Below are 21,057 nucleotides of genomic sequence, written 5' to 3'. Positions count from 1 at the left end.
GTTCTACCGTATTACTTAGGTAACTTTCTGATTCGCCGCGCAATCGTCGAGATTGAGTCTATACTTAGTAACATTACTGAATCACATAATATTCTTAATTATTACATTTCTATAACCGAGTGAGGGTAGCCATACGACGCACCGAGTGTGCTCCTCACCGCGATGCGCAACCAGAAAAAGCGAGTGTTTATGAATGAATCGCGGCAACCATGCCGACAAAACGACTACGCATTTTTTTTCGATATCGATGGAACGTTAGCCAGCCTTCAAGCAACGCCAGAAGCCGTCTCAATACCGGTTTCGGTCATTACTGATCTTAAGCAATTAACCCAACAATTAGGGGGCGCCGTCGCCTTTGTATCGGGGCGGCCGTTAAGTCAAATTGATGCGTTAACGCAACCGCTGCGCGGGGCGGCGGCCGGTATTCACGGCGCGGAAATCCGCACATTTAATGGTGAACTGACGACCACGCATACTGACGCACAGCAGCTTGGTGAGATCGAACAGCAACTGTCGCGTGAAATCGCCGCATTGCCTGGCGTGCGATTGGAAAAGAAAGGCATCGCATTTGCCTTACATTATCGACAAGCGCCTAGCGCCCAGCAGGCATTACAACACCTTGCGGATGACATAGTTAAGCGTTATCCCGATTTTAAAGTGCAAGCAGGAAAATGTGTGTGGGAAATTAAACCGCGGGCATGTGATAAAGGCAAGGCGATAGATTTCCTTATGCAAACCCCTCCTTTCAAGGGTCGTATTCCGGTTTTTTTGGGTGACGATGTCACGGACGAAGCCGGCTTCCAATCTGTCAATCGGCAACAGGGGATTTCCATCAAAATCGGTAGCGGCGAGAGCGAAGCGACCCAACGAATTAATGATGTAACAGCGCTGTATCAATGGCTAGGAAAGCTCGCAAACAATAACGTTAACTTAGATAAAATGAGGAGTGTATAGCATGGGTAGATTAGTTGTTGTCTCCAACCGTATCGCACTCCCTGACCATAGCAAAAATGGAGCCGGTGGGCTGGCCGTTGGGCTACTGGATGCTCTGCAAGAGCAGGGCGGGCTCTGGTTCGGATGGAATGGAGAGATCAGCAAGATCACGGGGGAGGAGGAGCCTCTACAGATCGAGCAAGATAAAAATATCACCTATGCGGCCTGCTCACTGACCCAAAACGATTACGACCTTTATTACAGTCAGTTCTCGAATACAGTGATTTGGCCCGCCTTCCATTATCGCCTTGATCTTGTTGAATATCAGCGTGAGGCTTGGGAAGGCTACTTACACGTCAACGAACTGTTAGCGACTAAACTTTTCCCACTGCTGCAAAAAGATGATGTGGTATGGGTACACGACTACCATTTGCTCCCTTTTGCTGCAGCAGTGCGTGAGCAGGGTAGCCAGCATCCGCTTGGATTTTTCCTGCATATTCCTTTTCCTGCCCCTGAAGTATTGATGGCGCTGCCTGACTACCAGGAAATATTACGCTTAATGACCGCCTATAATTTATTAGGCTTCCAAACCGAGCGTGATGCGAAAGCGTTCTTAGCCGCGATTGCCCATGAAACGGAATTAGTGACACAAGAAGAGGGGGTCTATCAGGCCTACGGTAATACCTTCCATGTCCACGATTACCCAATTGGTATTGATCCCGAGAGTATTCGTAAACTGGCAGAAGGACCCTTGCCACCGAAAATGCAGGCGATTCGACAAGAGTTGGGCGATGCCAAAAATATCATTGCGTGCGAGCGTTTGGACTATTCCAAAGGGATCCCAGAGCGCTTTCTTGCGTACGAAAGCTTTTTAGAAAAATACCCCGAGCACCGCGGGAATATCCGCTACACGCAGATCGCGCCGACCTCACGCGGCGAGGTGCAAGCCTATCAAGCGATACGCCATCAGCTTGAAACGGAAGCAGGAAGGATAAACGGGAAATACGGTACGATGAGCTGGACGCCTCTCTATTATCTCAACCAGTACTTTGACCGCCGTCTATTAATGAAGATTTTCCGCCTGACCGATATTGCGTTGATCACGCCGCTACGTGATGGGATGAACTTGGTGGCCAAAGAGTATTTGGCTGCGCAAGATCCGGCAAACCCCGGTGTACTCATTCTATCGAAATTCGCTGGCGCAGCGTGTGAGCTGACCGAGGCGTTATTAGTGAATCCTTATGATCGCGATGAAGTCGCGAAGGCTATTTTACATGCGACGACCATGAGCAAAGAAGAACGGGTTCGGCGGCACGCTATCATGATGGACACCCTCAGTCATCAAACGATTACCCGTTGGCGTGAGACATTTTTAGACGATCTATACAAAATATCGGAATAAAAAATTAGCTATTTTCCTTTTCCTCTCTCACGTAGGGAGGAGAGGAATCAGAAGTGGTAAGTTGAAAAAATCTTAATGATTTTGGTACAGAGAGATAATTAGTATAACTTTTACTTTATAGTTTTAAGCGTTATGGTCGCCCAGGCTATTTTTTCAAAAACCTAAGTCCGATAATTCGTCATGTTATAAATAAAATAGAAATATAAAAGTTATCCAGTTCGTATGATAGGTTGTTTAATATAAATTATTTCCAGCCATAAAATAACCCTACATAAATTGTGTGTTTTTACATATTAAAAATAATTTAATGTGAACCCACTATAAATGATCAGTTATTTTTTACTTATCATTTATTTTTAGACATTTTTTTAATGTTAGCAATTTTTCAAAACTTTAATACCACGCATTGCCTATATGATCTAAATCAATATGAAACTTAAATGTTTAATAATGTGTATTGTGAAATTATAAATAACAAGGTAACTTCTAATAATATTATGAAGGCTAATAGAAAATTCTTTATACTAAAAACCTTGCTCTATTTATAATCAATTGAGGTCGTCGTGGATAATTCAGATATTGTCAAACAAATCTATGGAATTAATTTATCATATCTCCTTCTGGCGCAAAGGATGCTAAAGGAAGATAAATATGCAGCATTTTATCGACTAGGGATGGAAGAGAGTTTAGCTGAAAAAATAATGGAATTAAGTCTGCATGAATTAGTGAAGCTCGCAGAAACGAATCAACTTATTTGTAAATTACGATTTGAAAAAACAGAGGTGATTGAGAAATTAACGCAAGATTCGCGCGTGGATGATTTGCAGCAAATTCATACGGGTATCATGTTAGCCAGTCATTTATTACAAGCGCGTACCGACAGTAAGCGACTCAGACAATAGTGGGGAAGTCATGAAAGAGAAAAGCGTGTTAAGAGAGGGGCACGATATTCGTGTTGCGATGGACCTGATCCGACTGGGGGCAAGATTACAGCTTTTAGAGAATGAGACCGTATTGAGTAGAGGGCGCTTAATTCGGCTCTATAAGGAGATTAAAGGCTCGCCCCCTCCTAAGGGAATGCTTCCTTTTTCAACAGATTGGTTTATGACCTGGGAGCATAATATTCACGCGACAGTCTTTTATCATGCTTGGCAATTTCTAAGAAAGACGACAGAGAAAACCGATGTTGATTGTCTTATCCTTGCCTACCGCTTGTACCTGGAGCAATGCCCTGCCGAGGAGGAGGGTAGTGAACCCCTATTAGGCCTAACACGTGCGTGGACGTTAATCCGTTTTGCCGAGAGTGGCATGATTGAGCTTTCGGCCTGTCGGCAGTGCCAAGGACAGTTTATTAATCATGCACACCAGCCGAAAGGAAGCTTTGTGTGCAGTCTATGCCAACCGCCTTCAAGGGCAATAAAAAAACGTAAACTTTATTATTCCGAAGCCGATAAAGGGTATGAAGAGAATAAGGGGTTACGTTATGGAATATTATGAATAACTAAATTCACGTTTCAACAATATATCTATCAGTAACTCCTTTATTTAAAAATATCAGGGATGTATCTTGTTAGGGAGTGACTGTGTTTATAATTATTGGCTATATTATAGTGACTGCATCGATTCTCGGTGGCTACGCAATGGTAGGTGGCCATATGGGAGCATTATACCAACCCTCAGAATTGGTAATAATTGGCGGCGCGGGAGTAGGGGCTTTATTTGTTGGTAACAATGGTAAAGCCTTAAAAAAGACACTTACCTCAATACCCATCTTATTTCGTGGTTCTAACTACACTAAGCAACATTATCTGTCATTGATGAGCCTGTTGTTCAATATTATGTCTAAATCGAGGCAACAGGGTTTGTTATCAATAGAAAAAGATATTGAAGATCCTAGTGTAAGCGAACTCTTTAACCAATATCCCAAACTCACGGCCGATCCCTTACTGATGCATTTTTTAACCGATTATTTGCGGCTGATGATTAGCGGCAATATGAGCGCCTTAGAAATTGAATCGCTGATGGATGAGGAAATTGAAACCTGTGAACATGAAAGCGATATCCCCGCACAGAGTATCGCGGCAGTGGGGGATGCCTTACCCGCTTTTGGTATTGTTGCCGCGGTCATGGGTGTCGTCCATGCACTTGCTTCTGCGGATAGACCTCCCGCCGAATTGGGTGAACTTATCGCGCATGCGATGGTGGGCACCTTTTTAGGGATATTACTTTCGTACGGTTTTGTCTCGCCACTGGCAACTGTGCTGCGGCAGAAATCGGCAGAAAAAATTAAGATGCTGCAGTGTATTAAAGTGACCTTATTGGCCAATCTGCATGGTTATGCACCACAGGTGGCGGTGGAGTTTGGTCGTAAAGTGCTTTATACCACCGAACGTCCGGCGTTTACTGAGCTCGAGGATTTTGTGCGTAACAATAAACCGGGCACCCGTAGTGCGGAGGCCAGCGAAGAATGAAAGACTCTAGGCCGCCGATTATCGTTATCAAGAAGAAAAAGAAACATGCTCGGCATGATAGCCATGGCGCGTGGAAGATTGCTTATGCTGACTTTATGACGGCGATGATGGCTTTCTTTATGGTCATGTGGTTGATCTCCATTGCCGACCCACAAAAATTAGAATCATTGGCCGACTATTTTCGTATGCCTTTGCGGGTCGCACTCTCACCTGGAAAACATCAAAGTGATGCGACCTCGATTATTCCTAGTGGTGAAGCGGGACAGAAAACAAACGCTATTGAAAGTTTACCTAACCCATCGCGGAGCGATAAGGATAAAGACCGCGACCGTAAAGCCTTGCAAGGGATTAAAAATAGAATAGAACAATTACTGATCACCGATCCGCGATTGAAATCCTTACGGCCGCATCTATTTATCACCATGATTAATCGGGGATTACGAATACAAATTATCGACAGTCAGCAACGCCCCATGTTTCTGAAAGGCAGTGCCAGTATCGAGCCTTATATGGCCGAAATTCTGCAGGCCTTGGCACCTATTCTCAATGATGTACCGAATAAAATCAGTATTGCAGGTCATACCGATAATTCACCCTATGCGACCGGCGATCACGGGTTTAGTAACTGGGAATTATCGACGCAGCGCGCTAATGCATCGCGGCGGGAGCTAGTGAAAGCCGGATTGGTTGAGGGGAAGGTACTGAGAATTATCGGCATGTCAGACACCATGAATATGAAGGGCGTTGAATCCGATGCACCGGAAAACCGCCGGATTAGTTTGTTGCTCTTAACCCATGATGCCGAAAAAGAAGTGGAAAAGGAGAACCATGAAGGCCAAGCGTTGGTCATCACTGCGGCAGGTGAATTGCAGCGTGCGGTGACACCACAGAGTACGGAACAGGATAAAAACGACCCACAGCCGACGGAGAGGAAAGAGTAAAGAATGGATATCTCTGATTTTTCTCAAACATTTTTTGATGAAGCAGATGAATTGTTGGCTGACATGGAACAGCACTTGCTGGCGCTGGAACCCTCCAATCCTGATTCAGAACAACTTAATGCAATATTTCGAGCCGCGCATTCCATTAAGGGCGGCGCGGGAACCTTTGGTTTTAGCATTCTGCAAGAAACCACACATATTTTAGAAAATATTCTAGACAATGCGCGACGCGGCGAATTGTCATTAACCAGTCAGCTTATTGATCTCTTTCTGGAAACCAAAGATATCATGCAAGACCAACTCAATGCCTATAAAAGCTCTGCACAACCGGATGAAGAGACCTTTCAGTATATTTGTGAAATGTTACGCAAAATTGCGCTGAACCCGCCGGCGACAGCCACGTCAACCTCCGTAGTCAGTGATGTTAAAGAGGCTGCCCCCCCACCACAGACGGAGCAGACAGTTAGGATAAAACTGTCGCGTCTAAAGCGTGCGGAAGTCGATCTACTGCTGCAAGAAATTAACCATCTTGGCTCGGTCACGTTGCTCGAACAGGACGCCGAGAGCTTGGATCTGCAGGTCAATGGCGTCAGTCGAGAGGCGTTGATTGCGGTACTCTGCTTTATCATTAATGAAGATCAAATTAGCTTTCCTGAAATAGAACCTTCGCCATCATTACCCGACGAGGAGGCTAGTGCTAAGGCGATCTCGCCACCACCGACTCCGCCAACAGCCAGTAAACCTGCGGCGGCGAAAGCACCCGATAGCGGCAGTATTCGGGTGGCGGTAGAGAAAGTGGATCAGCTTATTAACTTGGTCGGGGAGTTAGTCATCACCCAATCAATGCTTTTACAGCACGTTTCAGAATTAGAGCCGACCCTGCACGGGGCCTTGTTTAATACGGTGAATCAACTTGAGCGTAACGCTCGCGATTTACAAGAGTCGGTCATGTCGATACGTATGATGCCGATGGAGTATGTCTTTAGCCGTTTTCCTCGGCTCGTTCGGGACTTAGCGGCGAAGCTGGGTAAAAAAGTGGAGCTTACCCTGCAAGGCGGCTCGACGGAATTGGATAAGAGCCTGATTGAACGGATTATCGATCCATTAACCCATCTGGTGCGTAATAGCTTAGATCATGGCGTGGAATCGGCAGAAAAACGTCGCGCAGCGGGAAAATCGGCAGAAGGAAACCTCGTTCTGTCGGCAGAACATCGCGGCGGCAGCATCTGTATTGAGGTTACCGACGATGGTGCGGGATTAGATTTGGATCGGATCTATCAAAAAGCCCTCAGTTCAGGTATTGCGGTACATGAATCGATGAGCCCAGAGGAAATTGCACAACTTATTTTTGCCCCCGGTTTTTCGACCGCAGAACACGTTACCGATGTCTCAGGTCGTGGCGTCGGGATGGATGTGGTCAAACGTAATATCCAAGATATGGGCGGCCATGTTGAGATAGCGACCCAACCCGGCAAAGGGACGACCATCCGTATTTTATTACCCCTGACGTTGGCCATACTGGATGGGATGTCAGTCAAAAGTGGCAATGAAGTCTTTATTGTACCGGTCAACGCTGTGATGGAATCCTTACAGCCTCGTAAGAGCGAATTAAAATATTTGGCGGGTGGCGAACGTGTCTTGGAAGTCCGTGGCGAATATCTTCCGCTTATTTCGCTTGCGAATATCTTTGATATTGATAGCGCTCGTGAAGATCCGACCGAAGGTATTGTAATTATTTTACAAAATGCCGGTAAACGCTTTGCATTATTGGTCGATTATTTAATGGGACAGCATCAAGTTGTTGTGAAAAATTTAGAAAGTAATTATCGACGAGTTCAGGGGATCTCTGCGGCAACCATTATGGGGGATGGTAGTGTTGCGTTTATTGTCGACGTCCCCGTATTGCAAGCGGTTAATCGTGAAAAGATTTCATCACAAAGCGACAATTAATTCTCAGGGAAAGCTATGGAAAGTAAAAATGAAGAGAGCCAGAGCCAAGAGTATCTTATTTTTACCTTGGGTAAGGAAGAATATGGCATTGATATTTTAAAGGTGCAAGAAATTCGCGGTTATGATCAGGTAACGCGAATAGCCAACACGCCAAAATTCATTAAAGGGGTCACTAATTTACGGGGTGTAATCGTACCGATTATTGATCTAAGAATTAAGTTTGCCCAAGAAAATATCGCCTATAACGATAACACGGTGGTGATCGTGTTGAATTTAGCGGAACGTATTGTCGGCATTGTGGTGGATGGGGTATCCGATGTTCTCGCGTTGACAGCCGATGATATCCGGGCTGCACCGGAATTTAGCGTCACCCTGTCCACAGAGTATCTCACCGGGCTTGGCGCCCATGGCGAGAGGATGTTGATTCTGGTTGATATTCAGAAGTTACTCAATAGTGAAGAAATGGCGTTAGTCGATCGACTGCATGCCGGTTAACGCGCCGTCATCGGCATTATAAAGAAAAGGATGCGATTACCGATAAGGTAATTATAGAAAAGGACAATAGGGGACCCTATGTTACGCAAGCTTAAAGTTGTCACCAGTTTATTATTAATTCTTTGTATTATGGGCGTGCTACAGATTGTCAGTAGTGCACTTTTTTTAGAAATGTCGAAAGGTAACCAAACGATATTTTCGCAAAACCAAAAATTGAGAGTGCAACAGCAAAGTATTTCTGATGCGACCTCCTTTTTATTAGAAGCACGATCGAATATTAACTTTGGCATGATCTATTCGTTACAAAGTGCCAAGGAAGAGGGCTTTGATGAAAAGATTAAAAAGTTTTTAAGTAGCGCAGAAGAGAATATTCAGCAAGCAGACGATGAATATAAAATTTTTTGGAATACCTTCAGTGATAAAGAAAAAGAAGATTCTAAACTCGATGCCATGGGGCGAGCGTTTATTGATTATCGTAACGGACTGAATACATTATTAGCCTTACTGCGCGAAGGGAAAGTGAAAGAGTTTATGACTACCCCGGTTATGGATAAGCAAAAAAACTTCGATAGCAAAATGAATCAATGGTATACCAAAAATGAGAAAGAAGTAGAAATTGTTATCGACCACAGTCGCGAGCAATATGATCACGCATTAATTTTAACCGGTGTTTTTATCGCGATTACGCTATTTGTTATCTTTCTGGCTTGGGTGGGGATCCACCGCGTATTACTTAAACCGTTACATGCGTGTATCCATCATATTCAAAATGTGGCGCGCGGTGACCTGACGCAATCGATCGAAATCGTCAGTCAAAACGAGATGGGCGATTTGCTTGCAACGGTAAGGCATATGCAGGATGAGCTAAAACACACCGTCGGATTGGTGCGGGATAGCTCGGAGTCAATATTCAGTGGTGCCAGCGAAATAGCGAATGGCAGTAACGATTTATCGGCCCGTACCGAACAGCAAGCGGCTTCGCTTGAAGAGACGGCCTCCAGTATGGAGCAGCTGACCGCGACCGTAAAACAGAATGCCGAGAATGCTCGCCAAGCCTCGCAATTAGCCTTGAATGCGTCAGAGACGGCGCGCCATGGTGGCAATGTTGTCGATAACGTGGTGACTACCATGAAAGATATTGCCGACAGCTCTAAGAAAATTTCAGATATCACCAGCGTGATCGATGGGATTGCTTTCCAAACCAATATCCTGGCCCTCAATGCGGCGGTCGAAGCTGCCCGTGCCGGCGAGCAGGGGCGTGGATTCGCCGTGGTAGCAGGAGAAGTTCGTAACCTCGCCCAACGTAGTGCTCAAGCGGCAAAAGAGATCAAAATCCTCATTGAAGACTCTGTTAATCGTATCGATTCAGGCTCGCAGTTAGTCGAAAATGCTGGGGTGACGATGGGTGAAATCGTCAATGCCGTTACACGTGTCACCGATATTATGGGGGAGATTGCTTCAGCCTCTGAAGAGCAAAGTCGTGGTATCGATCTGGTGAGTACGGCGGTGACAGAGATGGACCAAGTCACTCAGCAAAATGCCACCCTAGTCGAAGAGTCTGCCACGGCAGCGGCAACCTTAGAAGAGCAAGCCGGACTCCTTAAACAAGCCGTCGCAGTGTTCCGTGTCGGGCAGGCTTCCTCCTCTCTGCCGGTCAGTCACGCGACACCGAAACACGCCTCAGCGACCGCGAACACTAGCAGTGCGGGACAAATATCAAATAACGATTGGGAAACATTTTAATTTATCCACTCACTCGGGAAGTCCGCCTTTGAGGAGGCTTCCCGCCTTGAGTCAATAAGCGAAGGGATCATGCATAAACAACCCCCCAATACTCCGTCCACTTCCGCTGCGACGCAAAGTGGGCGTTATGAATTATCAGCACAAGATTTTCAGAAAATATCGGCGTTAATTTATCAGCGGGCCGGTATTGTACTGGCCGCCCATAAGCAAGAAATGGTCTATAACCGACTGTTAAGGCGAGTGAGGGCGCTGAATCTGGCTAATTTTAGTCAATATATTCAATTTTTAGAGAAAAATCCGCAGAGCAGTGAGTGGCAAGAGTTTACCAATGCATTAACCACTAATCTCACGGCTTTTTTTCGCGAGGCGCACCATTTTTCCATTCTCGCTCAGCGCGCTCGGCAACATAAAGGCTGCTTTACATTATGGTGCTGCGCAGCCTCTACTGGCGAAGAACCTTGGTCACTGGCGATCACCTTAGCGGAATCATTGGGGCTGGGACCTGGGCGTTTTCAGATCTATGCCAGCGATATCGATACGCATGTCCTAGAGAAGGGTAAGCAGGGGATCTATCGTCAAGAGAACTTGTCGATGCTTACTCCTGAGCAGTTACAACGCTACTTCTTTAAAGGGACGGGTGAACACAGTGGCTTGGTTAGGGTAAGGCCTGAACTGGCCGCCACCGTCACTTTTTATCCGCTCAATTTATTGTCTCCCGAGTGGAAACTGAAAGAGAAGGTCGATGCAATTTTCTGCCGTAACGTAATGATATATTTCGATAAAAAAACACAACAGACCATTCTAGGCCGGATGGCCAACGTCCTTCAACCTGATGGGTTACTGTTTGCTGGCCATTCAGAAAATTTAAGTCAGCTCAGTACTGACTTTTTACTGCAGGGGCAAACCGTTTACCGACTTGCGGAGAAGAAGAAATGAGCAAGATAAGCGTATTGTGTGTTGATGATTCTGCGTTAATACGCCAGCTAATGACCGAGATTGTTAACAGTCAGAAAGATATGGTTATGGTCGCCACGGCACCTGACCCCTTAGTGGCCCGTGAGCTTATCAAGCAACATAACCCGATGGTCCTGACGTTAGATGTGGAAATGCCTAAGATGGATGGTCTCGATTTCTTGGAGAAGTTGATGCGCTTGAGACCTATGCCAGTGGTGATGATCTCTTCGCTAACCGATCGGGGATCTGAGGTCACGTTGCGTGCACTTGAGCTGGGGGCCGTCGATTTTGTGACGAAACCGCAAATCGGGATTCGCGATGGCATTATGCAATATGGTGAAAAAATCTGTGAAAAAATCAGATCCGCCGCGCAGGCACGTCTGCCAAATCCTACGCAGCGTGCCGCGGTAAAACCCGTATCGCTGAAAACGCTGATCGGCAGTGAGAAAGTCATTGCCATTGGTGCGTCAACCGGTGGGACCGAAGCGATTCGACAAGTGCTTGAGCCGCTCCCACCCGCCTGTCCAGCCGTGCTGATCACACAACATATGCCCGCAGGTTTTACCCATTCTTTCGCTGAGCGGCTAAACCGAATCTGCCAGATTACGGTGAAAGAGGCTGAGCAGGGTGAACGTGTCCTTCCCGGCCATGCCTATATCGCACCCGGTGATAAACATATGGAGCTTGCACGTTCTGGAGCCAATTACCAAATTCGCTTACTTGATACGCCCCCGGTGAATCGTCACCGACCCGCGGTCGATGTGCTGTTCAACTCCGTTGCACAGTGTGCTGGACGTAATGCCGTGGGCGTCTTACTGACGGGGATGGGAAACGATGGCGCGGCCGGGTTGTTAGAGATGAAAAAGGCCGGCAGTTGGACAATTGCCCAGAATGAAGCCAGCTGTGTGGTATACGGCATGCCGCGTGAGGCGGTATTGCTTAATGCGGCCTCTGAAGTCACCCACCTTGATGAGATCAGCCAGCATATGGTGAGCCGCCTCGCCTCGGGACAAGCTATACGTATTTAATAACAGTCGAATTATCGAGACACATTAACGGAAATAAGGAAAGGATCATGGCAGATAAGTCTCTAAATTTTTTAGTCGTAGACGACTTCACGACAATGCGTCGTATCGTTAGAAATCTATTAAAAGAACTGGGTTTTACCAATGTCGACGAAGCGGAAGATGGACAAGATGCCTTAAATAAGCTGCAAGCGGGTAACTTTGATTTTGTTATTTCTGACTGGAATATGCCAAATATGGATGGCTTAGCTCTGTTAAAAACCCTCCGTGCAGAGGAACGTTTTGCCAACTTACCGGTATTGATGGTAACGGCAGAGGCAAAAAAAGAGAATATTATTGCGGCGGCACAAGCGGGAGCGAGCGGTTATGTCGTCAAGCCTTTTACTGCGGCAATCTTAGAAGAAAAACTGAATAAAATCTTCGAAAAATACGGAATGTAAGGAGTTCCTATGAGCCATCCCTTACCGCCTAACGATAACGATCCTATGTCAGATATCATCGTTCGTTTAGGATCTTTGACACGGATGTTGCGGGACAGTTTGCAGGAGTTAGGCCTAGAGCAGGCGATTGCGGATGCCGCCGATGCGATCCCCGATGCACGTGGCCGATTGACCTATGTGGTCGAGATGACGACGCAGGCAGCGAATTGCGTACTCACCTGCGTGGAGCAAGCACAACCTGAGCAAGATCAGCTAAAACAACAAGCAGAGGTGTTACAAACGCGTTGGGACCAGTGGTTTGAAGCACCGAAAAGCTTTGACGAAGCCAAGGCGCTGGTTACCGCAACACGGGAACACCTCGCCAGTATTCCTGCCATTACCGGGAGAACCAATCAACTATTGTTGGAGATCATGATGGCGCAGGATTTCCAAGACCTCACCGGCCAAGTCATTAAAAAAATGATGCACGTTGTGGAACAAATTGAAACTCAGCTATTGATGGTATTGCTCGATAATATCCCAGACAACGCACGCGTCAGTCCAACCCAGAAAAATAGTCTATTGAATGGCCCGCAGATCGATACCACCGCCAGTGGCGTGATTGCCGACCAGTCACAAGTGGACGATTTATTAGATAGCCTCGGATTTTAGGCCTAAGCGCCGGCTGCTTTACTCGTCGTGGTAAGGGGGGCTTATTATTAGCGTAATAAGCACCTCTTCTCACCTCTACTTCTTCAATAGCCTGGTGTGGGCTCTGGCACTCTACGCAGAGTGATCCAATGAGGAAGCCGCGGTGTCTGAAGAAAATAAAGACGATAAAACCGAAGAACCCAGTAGTCGTCGTATCGAGAAGGCGCGGGAAGAGGGTGATATCCCCCGTTCGCGGGAATTAACCTCGATGCTGTTATTACTGAGCGGCCTGCTCGCGCTCACCCTCTGCTTACCGATGAGCTGGCAGGGGATGGTGCATATCGTTCGCTACAGTTGGCAATTCGATCTGAGTCATCTTAATGCCCACGACTGGGGCCCCTTTAGCCTCGATATTCTTCCCTTGAGTCTGCGGCTATTTCTGCCCTTTGGCCTAAGCCTATGGCTGGTCGCGATTGTCGCAAACCTGATTATTGGTGGCATTAACCTCAGCCCTAAAGCCTTACAGGTCAAATTCTCTCGGCTTAACCCTGTGTCGGGAATGAAAAAATTTTACAGCGCGCAGACAGGCGCTGAATTACTGAAATCCTTTCTGAAAGCCTGCATCGTTATCGCAATCCTCCTCGCAATATTATGGGCGAAGCAGCGCGAAATCCTCGGTCTTATCCATCAACCGCTAAGGCCAGCCTTGACCGAAGGAACGTATGGCCTGGTCAAACTTTGGCTATGGGTAGTGATGGGAATGATCCCGATGGTGGCCTTCGACGTGTTTTGGCAGATCTACAGCTACCACAAAAAATTACGGATGACGCGGCAAGAAATTCGAGACGAGCATAAACAGCAGGAGGGTGACCCACACCTCAAGGGGCGTATTCGTCAACAAATGCGCGCCGCGGCACGTCAACGCATGATGGCCAATGTGCCGCATGCCGATGTGATCTTAACCAACCCCACTCACTTTGCCATCGCGCTGCGCTATCAGGAAGGCAAGATGCACGCGCCACAAGTGGTCGCAAAAGGGCGAGGGCAGGTGGCAGCTAAGATACGCGCGCTGGCGAGCGAACACCGTATTCCCTCTTTGGAAGCTCCGCCGCTGGCCCGGGCATTATGGCGACATACCGAGGTAGGTGAACCTATTCCAGGTGCACTGTATACCGCCGTGGCGGAGGTGCTGGCATGGGTATGGCAGGTCCGACGTTGGCGAAAGATGGGGGGCCAAAAACCTGAGAGACCCCAGCAACTGGTGGTGCCCGCAGAGATGATTTTTGACTTAGAGAATGATGATGATGAATAAGTTGTATGCGCGATTACGTTTACCGACCCGTTGGAACGAGGTGGATTGGCAGATCTTAGCGGGGCCGATCTTAATTTTACTGATTTTGGCGATGATGGTCCTACCGCTGCCCGCCATCCTGTTGGATCTCTTTTTCACCTTTAATATTGCTTTATCGATAATGGTGTTACTGGTCGCGATGTTCACGCGTAGGACATTAGAGTTTGCTGCCTTTCCCACCATCTTACTGTTTGCCACGCTGTTACGGTTAGCCCTGAATATCGCCTCAACGCGGATTATTCTAATGGAGGGTCACACTGGTGGCGCGGCGGCGGGTCAGGTTATTGAGGCCTTTGGCCACTTCTTGGTCGGCGGTAATTTTGCCATCGGTATCGTGGTGTTTATCATCCTGATTGTGATCAACTTTATGGTGATTACCAAGGGGGCCGGGCGAATAGCTGAAGTCGGCGCCCGTTTCGTCTTAGATGGTATGCCGGGTAAACAAATGGCTATCGACGCAGACCTGAACGCCGGCGTGATTGGCGAAGAACAGGCCAAACAACGACGCCAAGAGGTGACACAAGAGGCGGATTTTTATGGTTCGATGGATGGTGCCAGTAAATTTGTGCGCGGCGATGCCATCGCAGGCATTATTATCATGGTAATCAATGTCGTCGGTGGCCTACTGGTGGGCGTGGTACAGCATGGTCTGTCCGTCAGCCAAGCCGCCGAAACCTATACCTTGTTGACCATCGGTGACGGGCTGGTGGCCCAAATTCCTGCCTTGGTAATCTCCACTGCCGCAGGGGTGATTGTGACCCGTGTCAGTAATGACAGCAACGTCAGTGAACAGATGGTCAGTCAATTATTCAGTCGGCCGCAAGTGATGATACTGAGTGCGGCGGTGATCGGTTTATTGGGACTGGTCCCTGGAATGCCTAATGGGATTTTCTTGGTCTTCGCGGCGTTGTTATTGGGGCTGGCATGGTGGTTAAAAGGGAATGAAACCAGCGTAGACACGGCGACGCTATCGCCAAGCGACCCGCAGCAAGCCCAACCGATCGAGGCAAGCTGGCAGGATGTGGTGATCGAGGACGCACTAGCAATGGAAGTGGGCTACCGACTGATCCCCTTAGTGGATGAGGCTCAGCAAGGGGAGCTACCAGGCAGGATACGGGGGATTCGCAAAAAATTTGCCACCAGTATGGGGTTTCTGCCACCGGGTATTTTTATCTCAGACAATCTATCGTTAGCCCCTGCCCATTATCGTATTTTGCTCAAGGGCGTCACGATTGGAATGGGGGATGTCTGGCCAGGGCGTTGGCTAGCCATTAACCCGGGCAGTGCACGTGCTGATTTACCGGGTGAATCCACCCGAGATCCCGCTTTCGGTTTGCCGGCCGTTTGGATTGATGGGGCGCTAAAAGAACAAGCGCAAACACTTGGATTCACCGTGGTTGAGGCGAGTACGGTAATTGCCACGCATCTTAACCATCTACTGAGTCAGCATGCGAGCGAGTTATTTGGACGCCTTGAGGCGCAACAACTGATCGATCATGTGGCGAAGAGCTTACCCGCGCTGACCGAAGGGATTATTCCCGACCTTTTATCGTTAACGACAGTGCACAAGGTGCTACAGAATTTATTGCGAGAACAGGTCTCGATTCGCGATATGCGTACGATCTTAGAGACCCTAACTGAACATGCTAGCACGACGCAAAATAGCTTGGAATTAACCAATGTGGTACGGGTTGCTCTAGGCCGAGCGATCACTCAGCAATGGTTCCAAGACGATGAGATTATTCAAGTAATCGGCCTTTCCCCCGCACTGGAGGGATTATTGCAGCAAGTGATGCGTAATGGTGGTGGGTTAGAACCGGGTTTGGCAGAGCAATTAGTGAGCCAAGCGGGCGAAGCGATTGCTTATCAAGAATCACTCGGGGTGACACCTGTATTGTTGGTCGATAGTGCGTTAAGACTGTTATTAGCGCGCTATCTTCGTCGTCACTACCGTCAATTGGTGGTGATGTCGACGGTAGAATTGGTTAGCGAAAGACCGATACGCCAAACCGCAACTTTAGGCGATTAAGATGTGGCGTCGTGTGGTTGTAGGCCTCTTATTAGCCGTTACGAGTCAGGTGGTACAGGCAATGATTGTCAGTGCCACGCTTAACCACCCCGGGCAATCGATACAGCGTAAAGGCCATTGGTATCGTTTTACGCTCGGGCAATTGCCGTCAGACAATCCGGGGAAGGTCACGACGCTAGCTTGGCAGATCCGAAGTCTAGCGGCTTGGCCGCAGCCCCCTTCGGTTTTCGTCTGCCGTGATCGCGACTGCCAAGGTGTCGATTCCATCGCTGGGGTGAGCCGCTGCTTTGCGGGTCAGGGGAGTCAAGGGGAGTGGTCGATTGTATTCGCCTTGCCGGGTTCAGGGGCACTGCAACCGCCTATTTTGATCACTGGGGTGTCGCTAACCCTCAATAGGCTGCTCCCTTAGGATACGGGCCCCCTGTACGGATTCAGAATATTAGGTTGAAACGACAGAGAGAAACTCCCTCTTTTGTGAATCACGACTTATTGACTCTTTAGCGAAAGGAGGATGTTATGTCACTTTTTACGACGAGTTCATCGATCAATGCCGATTTGGCGCGAAAACTTATCGCGGCTGGAGAAGCGAAACTCCACGAGATGGGGATTGCCTCAAATATTGCGATTGTTGATGCACAAGGTTTTTTGATCGCTTACTTACGGATGGATGGCGCACCGTTACCCAGTATTGAGCACGCAATCAACAAAGGTTACACCAGTGCATTATTTAGCGTGTCATCGGCCTCACTCGGTAAAGATGCCCAACCTGGCGGCTCGTTATACGGACTCAATATCACTTTGCATCAGCGTGTAATTGTCTTTGCTGGGGGAGAGCCGCTAACCCACGATGAACAGGTTGTTGGGGCAGTGGGGATTTCGGGAGGAACGGCGGAACAAGATCAGCAGGTTGCCGACCATGTGGTGAAGGCATTTAAATCACTCTGTGCGGCATAGCGTAAAAAGCATGTCGGCAGGGAAATAAAAACGCCCGCATGGCGGGCGTCTTATCAGCAAGGGCTCACGCTAGGGTTACATCCGCTCGACGGTATCAATACCGAGAAGATCTAAGCCACTTTTCAGCGTTCTTGCGGTCAGAGCGGAAAGCTTGAGACGGGATTGACGGCTGTTTTCATCTTCTGCCGTTAACACCGGGCAGTGCTCATAGAAACCGGAGAAGAGTACGGCAACGTCATAGAGGTAGGCGCAGAGTACATGCGGTGTTCCTTCACGAGCAACTTGCTGTAAGGTCTCTTCGAACTGCAGTAAACGTGCTGCTAAAGCGGCTTCACGGGATTCTGTCAGAGCAAGTGGCCCTTGAAGCGATTGTTCATCAATACCGGCCTTACGGAAGATAGAGAGGACACGCGTGTAAGCATATTGCAGGTAAGGGGCGGTGTTACCTTCAAAAGAGAGCATATTGTCCCAATCGAAGACATAATCCGTGGTCCGATTTTTAGACAGATCAGCATATTTCACTGCGCCGATACCAATAACCTCTGCCAGATGATTCAAGGTCTGGGCGTCCATCTCCGGATTTTTCTCTTTCACTAAGGCTAACGCACGCTCGTGCGCTTCATCCAATAGGTCGGCGAGACGAATTGTTCCGCCTGCGCGCGTTTTGAATGGACGCCCGTCTTTGCCTAACATCATGCCGAACATATGGTGTTCTAAGGGTACAGATTCCGGTACATACCCGGCTTTACGCACAATGGTCCAAGCTTGCATAAGATGCTGATGCTGGCGTGAGTCAATGTAATAAATGACCCGCTCTGCTTTTAACGTTTCGTAGCGGTATTTCGCGCAAGCAATATCGGTGGTGGTGTAGAGGTAACCGCCATCTTTCTTCTGGATAATCACGCCCATGGGTTCACCTTCTTTGTTGGTGAACTCATCCAAGAACACGACGGTGGCGCCTTCACTTTCAACCGCTAACCCTTTCTGTTTAAGGTCGGCGACAATACCAGGCAACATGCTGTTATACAGGCTCTCTCCCATTACGTTATTGGCAGATAAGCTTACGTTTAAACGGTCGTAGTTACGTTGGTTCTGTTCCATGGTGATATCCACCAACTTACGCCACATTTTTAAGCAGTACTCGTCACCACCTTGCAGTTTAACCACATAGCTGCGCGCGCGGACGGCAAAATCTTCATCTTCATCGTAGGCGATTTTCGCTGCGCGGTAGAAGGCTTCAAAATCTTGGAGCGCAATCTCGCCAGCGTGATCTGCCTGCTGCTGTTCAAGATAAGCAATCAACATCCCAAATTGAGTGCCCCAGTCACCGAGGTGGTTGGCACGGATAACATTATGGCCAAGTTTTTCGAGCGTCCGTACGGTCGCATCGCCGATAATCGTCGAGCGTAAGTGACCGACATGCATCTCTTTAGCAACATTCGGTGCAGAGTAGTCGACGACAATGGTTTGTGGGGTCACCGGGGAGAGGTTAAGGTGCGCAGAACGGAGTGCGTGTTCAACTTCTGTTGCCAGCCACTGCGGGTCGAGGAAGATATTGATAAATCCTGGGCCGGCGATTTCAACTTTGTTCGCAATACCGGTCAGCGAAAGCTGTTCAACGACCTTTTCGGCGAGCTGTCGGGGAGGCATACCCAGTCGTTTCGCTGCACCCATAATACCATTGGCTTGGTAATCACCAAATTGTGGCTTCGCGGATTGACGGATGAGGGGTTCGCTATCGGCGGGAGCGCCGGCAGCCACCATAGCCTGACTAACTTTATCGCAGAGAAGAGCCTGAATATTCACCGGTATACCTTTATCAATTGAGTGTATGGCATGCCATACAGCACGGGATGTCGAAACATCGAAACGTAATAAGTTTAATGGTCGAGCAGTATACGTAAAAAAGCCTAAGGCGTCAGCCACCATCTGCATTTGTCATGCAGAGTGATTGAAATTAATCGGGTTTCGCCTTTACAGCGAGTGAACAGGGGGCGAAAATAACCCAACCGTTATCGATGACAGCAGGGTATTATGCATCCACTCTTTATCACTCTTCCCGAATTAGCCGACGATCTCTCGCAGTTCGAGCAGAAATTATCCTCGTTTGCGCAGCAGCTAGGGCTAACCTTGAGTGAGTTAACCCTTGACCATATTTCGTTACGTTGTCACCAAGATCGGACGGCAGAACGCTGGGCGATGGCGCTATCACAAGTAGGCCATTGTTTCTCCGAGGCAATGATTGGCGGCCGACCTATCCATCTTTATCGACTCGAACAACCCTTGGCGCTGTTAAATCATCGTATCGACATCGTCGAGCTGCCTTGGCCGGGTGAGAAACGTTATCGCCATGAGGGCTGGGAACATATTGAAGCGGTATTGCCGGGCGCGCCGGAACAGATCGGCCAACGGGCGATGGCCTTAATCGATGACCACGGCTTAGTCACGCCGGGTATTAGTGTTAAGACCCGCCGACCAGAGGCTAAAGCCGGGGCGTTGGATAATACGACCTTAGCGATCACTAATGGCGAAATCACACTGAAGTTTCATACTTATGCCATCGACGAAGTGGTTGCCAGCGAACAATAAAAAGCGGGCTTAAGCCTGTGCAACCGCGTTGTGCAGGCGAGTTAAGGCTTCATCAAGTCGCGACCGACAACAGCCAAAATTAAGCCGCACGGCTTGCGGATCGCCGAATGGCGCACCCGCTGTCAGCCCTAACCCATGCTGCTCCAACCAGCGGTGAGGGTTGGCCTGTTGTAGGCCTGACGCATCGATCCAGGCCAAGAACCCGGCATCGGGGACGACGAGGCGTAAGGCAGGTAGTGCCTGCAAAGATTTCACCAAAAGGTCCCGATTTCCCCGTAAATAGTGACGTTGGGCGATTAACCACTCTTCACTCCGCTGCCAGGCGGCAAGGGTAGCGACGATCCCTAAACTATTCGGCACCGGCATGCGCTGCGCGACGGCACGACGAATCTGCTCCCGCAGCCGGTTATTGGGGACAATGGCGATGGCACAGCCCAATCCCGCAAGATTAAATGCCTTGGCGGCAGAGAGTAAGGTGATCGAACGTTGTGCACTGTCCACCGAGAGCGAGGCGAAGGGAGTGTGTCGCCGTCCTGGCTCAAGCAGTAAATCCGCATGAATCTCATCGCTACAGACGAGGAGATCATAATGTTCGGCATACTCGGCAAGCTGCTGGAGGGCTTCACGGGAATAGCTTTTGCCACCGGGATTATGTGGATGGCAAATAAAGAGTAAGCGCTCTTGCGCCGTTAGCGCTGGCAGTGGAGTACCGAGAAAATCAGGCTGCTCGAAGAGTGGATAAGGGATTAACCGTTGCGCTCTCTGGGCATTGCGAGCACTTTGCGTGAAAGGCGGGTAGATGGGGGTATGGCAAACGGAGCTTTGCTCGGCCGAGAGAAGACACTCCTGTAATAAACTAAATAGGGGCTTTATGCCGGAGAGAGGGACGACCCAATCGGGGTCTATTGTCCAATGGTACTGCTTTTCAACCCACTGGGTCGCAGCTTTTGCCAGTTCACCTTGGTCATCGGCATAGCCAAACACTCCCTGAGCGACCCGCTCGGATAAGGCGAGCTGAATAGCGGGTGCGACGCGAAAGTCAGTATCTGCTATCCATAGCGGAATGATATCTTGATCTCGATATTTGAGCCATTTCTCACTATCAGTGTGATTTCGCTCGACTCTTTCATCAAAATTAAATGACATCCGT

General features: G+C 48.5%; 20 protein-coding genes. 18 read left to right on the top strand and 2 right to left on the bottom strand.

What is annotated here, in order from left to right:
• The first annotated feature begins 189 nt into the window (after nt 1–189).
• The 17 genes from otsB to HGT71_RS02490 all read left to right on the top strand — a co-directional run bounded on the left by otsB (nt 190) and on the right by HGT71_RS02490 (nt 17,318).
• On the top strand, nt 190–954 hold the full coding sequence (otsB, locus tag HGT71_RS02570; protein ID WP_214216396.1) for a trehalose-phosphatase: 765 nt from the start codon (nt 190–192) through the stop codon (nt 952–954).
• 1 nt (nt 955) lies between these two features.
• On the top strand, nt 956–2,335 hold the full coding sequence (gene otsA / locus HGT71_RS02565; RefSeq protein WP_214216394.1) for an alpha,alpha-trehalose-phosphate synthase: 1,380 nt from the start codon (nt 956–958) through the stop codon (nt 2,333–2,335).
• Between the two features lie 563 nt (nt 2,336–2,898).
• The gene (flhD, locus tag HGT71_RS02560; protein WP_062812065.1) at nt 2,899–3,237 is read left to right on the top strand and encodes a flagellar transcriptional regulator FlhD; all 339 of its coding nucleotides are present in this window, start codon (nt 2,899–2,901) and stop codon (nt 3,235–3,237) included.
• A gap of 10 nt (nt 3,238–3,247) precedes the next feature.
• Entirely contained in the window at nt 3,248–3,832 is a 585-nt protein-coding gene (gene flhC / locus HGT71_RS02555) for a flagellar transcriptional regulator FlhC (protein WP_048914019.1), read from the top strand.
• 86 nt (nt 3,833–3,918) lie between these two features.
• Nucleotides 3,919–4,806 (top strand): flagellar motor stator protein MotA, encoded by an 888-nt coding sequence (motA, locus tag HGT71_RS02550; protein WP_062812066.1) that lies wholly within the window; start codon nt 3,919–3,921, stop codon nt 4,804–4,806.
• Nucleotides 4,803–5,747 carry a flagellar motor protein MotB gene (gene motB / locus HGT71_RS02545; RefSeq protein ID WP_214216393.1) on the top strand — a complete coding sequence of 315 codons (945 nt, stop codon included), beginning with the start codon at nt 4,803–4,805 and terminating at the stop codon, nt 5,745–5,747. The genes motA and motB overlap by 4 nt, the downstream gene beginning before the upstream one ends.
• Nucleotides 5,748–5,750: 3 nt before the next feature.
• Nucleotides 5,751–7,697, top strand: a complete 1,947-nt coding sequence (gene cheA / locus HGT71_RS02540) for a chemotaxis protein CheA (protein WP_214216391.1) — start codon at nt 5,751–5,753, stop codon at nt 7,695–7,697.
• Between the two features lie 15 nt (nt 7,698–7,712).
• Nucleotides 7,713–8,192, top strand: coding sequence for a chemotaxis protein CheW (gene cheW / locus HGT71_RS02535; RefSeq protein WP_048912050.1), 480 nt, complete (start codon nt 7,713–7,715; stop codon nt 8,190–8,192).
• A 78-nt stretch (nt 8,193–8,270) separates the two neighbouring features.
• Nucleotides 8,271–9,935, top strand: coding sequence for a methyl-accepting chemotaxis protein (locus tag HGT71_RS02530; protein WP_214216389.1), 1,665 nt, complete (start codon nt 8,271–8,273; stop codon nt 9,933–9,935).
• A 69-nt stretch (nt 9,936–10,004) separates the two neighbouring features.
• On the top strand, nt 10,005–10,871 hold the full coding sequence (gene cheR / locus HGT71_RS02525; protein ID WP_214216387.1) for a protein-glutamate O-methyltransferase CheR: 867 nt from the start codon (nt 10,005–10,007) through the stop codon (nt 10,869–10,871).
• Nucleotides 10,868–11,917 (top strand): protein-glutamate methylesterase/protein-glutamine glutaminase, encoded by a 1,050-nt coding sequence (locus tag HGT71_RS02520; protein ID WP_214216386.1) that lies wholly within the window; start codon nt 10,868–10,870, stop codon nt 11,915–11,917. Before cheR ends, HGT71_RS02520 begins: the two co-directional genes overlap by 4 nt.
• A gap of 47 nt (nt 11,918–11,964) precedes the next feature.
• Nucleotides 11,965–12,354 (top strand): chemotaxis response regulator CheY, encoded by a 390-nt coding sequence (cheY, locus tag HGT71_RS02515; RefSeq protein ID WP_214216385.1) that lies wholly within the window; start codon nt 11,965–11,967, stop codon nt 12,352–12,354.
• Nucleotides 12,355–12,363: 9 nt separating this feature from the next.
• The gene (gene cheZ, locus HGT71_RS02510; RefSeq protein WP_214216383.1) at nt 12,364–13,005 is read left to right on the top strand and encodes a protein phosphatase CheZ; all 642 of its coding nucleotides are present in this window, start codon (nt 12,364–12,366) and stop codon (nt 13,003–13,005) included.
• A gap of 142 nt (nt 13,006–13,147) precedes the next feature.
• The gene (flhB, locus tag HGT71_RS02505; protein WP_214216381.1) at nt 13,148–14,296 is read left to right on the top strand and encodes a flagellar biosynthesis protein FlhB; all 1,149 of its coding nucleotides are present in this window, start codon (nt 13,148–13,150) and stop codon (nt 14,294–14,296) included.
• Nucleotides 14,289–16,364: a flagellar biosynthesis protein FlhA gene (flhA, locus tag HGT71_RS02500; protein WP_241583498.1), complete on the top strand. Its 2,076-nt coding sequence runs from the start codon at nt 14,289–14,291 to the stop codon at nt 16,362–16,364. Before flhB ends, flhA begins: the two co-directional genes overlap by 8 nt.
• 1 nt (nt 16,365) lies before the next feature.
• Complete coding sequence (locus HGT71_RS02495; RefSeq protein ID WP_214216378.1) at nt 16,366–16,773, top strand: flagellar protein FlhE; 408 nt, start codon at nt 16,366–16,368, stop codon at nt 16,771–16,773.
• A 107-nt stretch (nt 16,774–16,880) separates the two neighbouring features.
• Complete coding sequence (locus HGT71_RS02490) at nt 16,881–17,318, top strand: GlcG/HbpS family heme-binding protein (protein WP_214216377.1); 438 nt, start codon at nt 16,881–16,883, stop codon at nt 17,316–17,318.
• Nucleotides 17,319–17,393: 75 nt separating this feature from the next.
• On the opposite strand, the gene argS is transcribed toward HGT71_RS02490, so the two are convergent.
• Nucleotides 17,394–19,124, bottom strand: coding sequence for an arginine--tRNA ligase (gene argS, locus HGT71_RS02485; protein ID WP_214216376.1), 1,731 nt, complete (start codon nt 19,122–19,124; stop codon nt 17,394–17,396).
• A gap of 228 nt (nt 19,125–19,352) precedes the next feature.
• On the opposite strand from argS, the gene HGT71_RS02480 reads away from it, so the two are divergent.
• Nucleotides 19,353–19,907: a VOC family protein gene (locus HGT71_RS02480; RefSeq protein WP_214216374.1), complete on the top strand. Its 555-nt coding sequence runs from the start codon at nt 19,353–19,355 to the stop codon at nt 19,905–19,907.
• A 9-nt stretch (nt 19,908–19,916) separates the two neighbouring features.
• Here HGT71_RS02480 and HGT71_RS02475 read toward each other — a convergent pair whose 3' ends face one another.
• Nucleotides 19,917–21,053: a MalY/PatB family protein gene (locus HGT71_RS02475; protein ID WP_214216373.1), complete on the bottom strand. Its 1,137-nt coding sequence runs from the start codon at nt 21,051–21,053 to the stop codon at nt 19,917–19,919.
• Nucleotides 21,054–21,057 lie beyond the last annotated feature (4 nt).

It is taken from the genome of Rosenbergiella epipactidis (assembly GCF_018494055.1).
GTDB classification, from domain to species: Bacteria; Pseudomonadota; Gammaproteobacteria; order Enterobacterales; family Enterobacteriaceae; genus Rosenbergiella; species Rosenbergiella epipactidis.
The sequence above is the reverse complement of the archived record's forward strand: the minus strand, read 5'-3'. Positions and strand labels throughout refer to the sequence as shown.

What these genes read in the sequence shown, in the direction of transcription:
- otsB (WP_214216396.1), top strand. Translation starts at nt 190, where the DNA reads ATGAATGAATCGCGGCAACCATGCCGACAAAACGACTACGCATTTTTT.
- otsA (WP_214216394.1), top strand. Translation starts at nt 956, where the DNA reads ATGGGTAGATTAGTTGTTGTCTCCAACCGTATCGCACTCCCTGACCAT.
- flhC (WP_048914019.1), top strand. Translation starts at nt 3,248, where the DNA reads ATGAAAGAGAAAAGCGTGTTAAGAGAGGGGCACGATATTCGTGTTGCG.
- motB (WP_214216393.1), top strand. Translation starts at nt 4,803, where the DNA reads ATGAAAGACTCTAGGCCGCCGATTATCGTTATCAAGAAGAAAAAGAAA.
- cheA (WP_214216391.1), top strand. Translation starts at nt 5,751, where the DNA reads ATGGATATCTCTGATTTTTCTCAAACATTTTTTGATGAAGCAGATGAA.
- cheW (WP_048912050.1), top strand. Translation starts at nt 7,713, where the DNA reads ATGGAAAGTAAAAATGAAGAGAGCCAGAGCCAAGAGTATCTTATTTTT.
- HGT71_RS02530 (WP_214216389.1), top strand. Translation starts at nt 8,271, where the DNA reads ATGTTACGCAAGCTTAAAGTTGTCACCAGTTTATTATTAATTCTTTGT.
- cheR (WP_214216387.1), top strand. Translation starts at nt 10,005, where the DNA reads ATGCATAAACAACCCCCCAATACTCCGTCCACTTCCGCTGCGACGCAA.
- HGT71_RS02520 (WP_214216386.1), top strand. Translation starts at nt 10,868, where the DNA reads ATGAGCAAGATAAGCGTATTGTGTGTTGATGATTCTGCGTTAATACGC.
- cheY (WP_214216385.1), top strand. Translation starts at nt 11,965, where the DNA reads ATGGCAGATAAGTCTCTAAATTTTTTAGTCGTAGACGACTTCACGACA.
- cheZ (WP_214216383.1), top strand. Translation starts at nt 12,364, where the DNA reads ATGAGCCATCCCTTACCGCCTAACGATAACGATCCTATGTCAGATATC.
- flhA (WP_241583498.1), top strand. Translation starts at nt 14,289, where the DNA reads ATGAATAAGTTGTATGCGCGATTACGTTTACCGACCCGTTGGAACGAG.
- HGT71_RS02495 (WP_214216378.1), top strand. Translation starts at nt 16,366, where the DNA reads ATGTGGCGTCGTGTGGTTGTAGGCCTCTTATTAGCCGTTACGAGTCAG.
- HGT71_RS02490 (WP_214216377.1), top strand. Translation starts at nt 16,881, where the DNA reads ATGTCACTTTTTACGACGAGTTCATCGATCAATGCCGATTTGGCGCGA.
- HGT71_RS02480 (WP_214216374.1), top strand. Translation starts at nt 19,353, where the DNA reads ATGCATCCACTCTTTATCACTCTTCCCGAATTAGCCGACGATCTCTCG.
- HGT71_RS02475 (WP_214216373.1), bottom strand. Translation starts at nt 21,053, where the DNA reads ATGTCATTTAATTTTGATGAAAGAGTCGAGCGAAATCACACTGATAGT.